General features: G+C 61.3%; 1 protein-coding gene. It reads left to right on the top strand.

The window, feature by feature from the left end; genetic code table 11:
- Positions 1 to 279 (top strand): diacylglycerol/lipid kinase family protein (locus SB724_RS19845; protein WP_410572521.1); only part of this gene is annotated, 279 nt, incomplete at both ends.

The raw sequence follows: 279 nt of genomic DNA, 5'->3' as shown, positions 1-279 counted from the left end.
GGCCCGCAACCTTGACCTGGATGTCACCGATCTTTCAGGCTGCATCCAAACCGCTTTGTTCGGGCATCAACGGTTCATCGACACCGCGACCATGGGTATCAGCAACAACATCACCGGCAAATCCTCCAGCCACACCTTCTTGGTCATCGCGGGTATGGGCTTGGACGCCGAAGTGCTGGGCGACACCAAAGAGGACCTCAAAAAGTCCGTGGGCTGGCTGGCTTACACCGAGGCCGGCGTCCGCCACCTCCCCGGCCGGCGCAAGCGGGTCACCATCAC

The sequence above is a fragment of the Bacillus sp. SIMBA_031 genome, assembly GCF_046535225.1.
GTDB lineage: Bacteria > Bacillota > Bacilli > Bacillales > Bacillaceae > Bacillus > Bacillus velezensis.
Note: the sequence above shows the minus strand (reverse complement) of the source record. Positions and strands in the feature narration are given on the sequence as shown.